Source organism: Clostridium sp. DSM 17811, assembly GCF_018861905.1.
Classification (GTDB): domain Bacteria; phylum Bacillota; class Clostridia; order Clostridiales; family Clostridiaceae; genus Clostridium_AD; species Clostridium_AD frigoriphilum.
Genome location: NZ_JAHLDU010000074.1, coordinates 1 through 1,724 on the forward strand (window position 1 = coordinate 1; position 1,724 = coordinate 1,724).

The following is a 1,724-nucleotide window of genomic DNA, read 5'->3' on the forward strand; positions in this document are numbered from 1 at the left end:
TGAACTGCCCCCTGTCAAGTAGACAGTGGAAATAATTAAAGATTTCAAGCAAGGCGTCTATCATTTGGTAGGCGCTTTGTTTATGCTGCATTACCTAATAGATATCGCTGATATTCTATTGGTGTCATGCACTTTAAACGTTTCTGATAACGTCTATTATTATAATAGTCTATATAGTTCTCAGTAGCTTTCTTTAAGCTTTCATAGTCTTCAAATTTATGAAGATAATACATCTCCGTTTTTAAGATTCCCCAAAAACCTTCCATTGGTCCATTATCAATGCAACGCCCAACCCTTGACATGCTCTGTGTCATTCCAGCTATATTTAGTTTTTCTTTAAATATTTTTGAAGTATACTGGAAACCTCGATCACTATGAAATATTGGTTTAGCATCAGGATATGCTTTAATAGCAAGATTAAAGGTGTCATAAACCAATTGATTATTATTAGAATGACCAATGACATACGAAACAATGCTTCTATCACCTAAATCAAAGATTGCACTTAGATAAGCCTTTTGGCCACTTCTCCCATATTTAAACTCGGTTACATCTGTAAGCCATTTTTCATTGATTTGTTCTGCTTTGAAATTTCTAGATAAAATATTTTCTGCAGTAACTTCAGGCGTTGACTTAATATAATTATATCTTTTCTTTCTGCATACAGACTTTAATCCTATTATCTGCATAAGACGATAAATTCGTTTATAATTAACTGTTTTATTATATTCTCTACGGATTTTAATCGTCATCTGGCGATAGCCTAAGATACCATCATTTTCCTCATATAGCTCGCAAATAAGCTTTAATAATTTTTCGTTTTCCATTTCTCGATTGCTTTTTTCTCTGTGTAGCCATTTATAATATGCAGAATGGCTAACGCCGCCTAAAATGCACAACTCAGTTATAGGAAATTTTTTTTCATTAGCTAGTCCTTGAATTGCAAGATAAGTATCTTCGTATCTAACTTCGCTTAATATCGCCTTCTTTCTATCTCTTGGATTTTTTTTAGCAGAGCATTTTCCATCTGTAATCTTCTATTTTTCGCTTCTAAAAGCTTATATTGAGCTTTTAGCTTTTCGTCTTCTGTCATTAGTTCTTCAGCTTTTGGCTTTCCACGTCGGTCCACAAGACCTTCAATACCAAACTGATTATACTTCTTCATCCAGGTATAAATCTGAGGATAAGATACCTGATATTTTTCAGCAGTTATATTATAATTGTTATTGTTTTCAATACAGTACTTTATGATTTCAATGCGTTCATAATAAGAAGTTTTACGTCCATTGGTCATTATACAGTTTCCTCCTACTCCAGAAGATTTTATATTTTCATGACCATTATACTTCTTTATCCAATTGCATAAAACTGTATTTGAAGAAATATGATACTTAATGCATAAATCATTCAGTGAGCCATGTCCATCAAGATATTCATTTACAATGTTAATCTTAGCTTCGGCAGTATAAGCAGTATTTTTGCTGGAATGCTTTAACCCAGCTTCACCTTCTGATTTATATCGTATTACCCATTTTTGAAAAGAACTTTTATGCACTTGAAGTTTCTTGCATAAATTTAACATACTAGCTTTTCCATTTAAATATGATGTTACAGCCTTGATTTTTTGTTGGTCTGAGATAATTGATTTTCTTCCCATAAAAAATAGCTCTCCTTATAGTAAACAGTTTTATTATTTAACTGTCTACCATAAGGGGAGCATATCA

Annotated in this window: 2 protein-coding genes; both read right to left on the reverse strand. The window is 32.3% G+C overall.

What is annotated here, in order from left to right; all coding sequences use genetic code 11:
* Positions 1–80: 80 nt before the first annotated feature.
* Positions 81–1,034, reverse strand: coding sequence for an IS3 family transposase (locus KPL44_RS24955; RefSeq protein WP_216256097.1), 954 nt, complete (start codon positions 1,032–1,034; stop codon positions 81–83).
* Positions 974–1,657: a helix-turn-helix domain-containing protein gene (locus tag KPL44_RS24960; protein WP_216256096.1), complete on the reverse strand. Its 684-nt coding sequence runs from the start codon at positions 1,655–1,657 to the stop codon at positions 974–976. Before KPL44_RS24960 ends, KPL44_RS24955 begins: the two co-directional genes overlap by 61 nt.
* Positions 1,658–1,724: the final 67 nt, after the last annotated feature.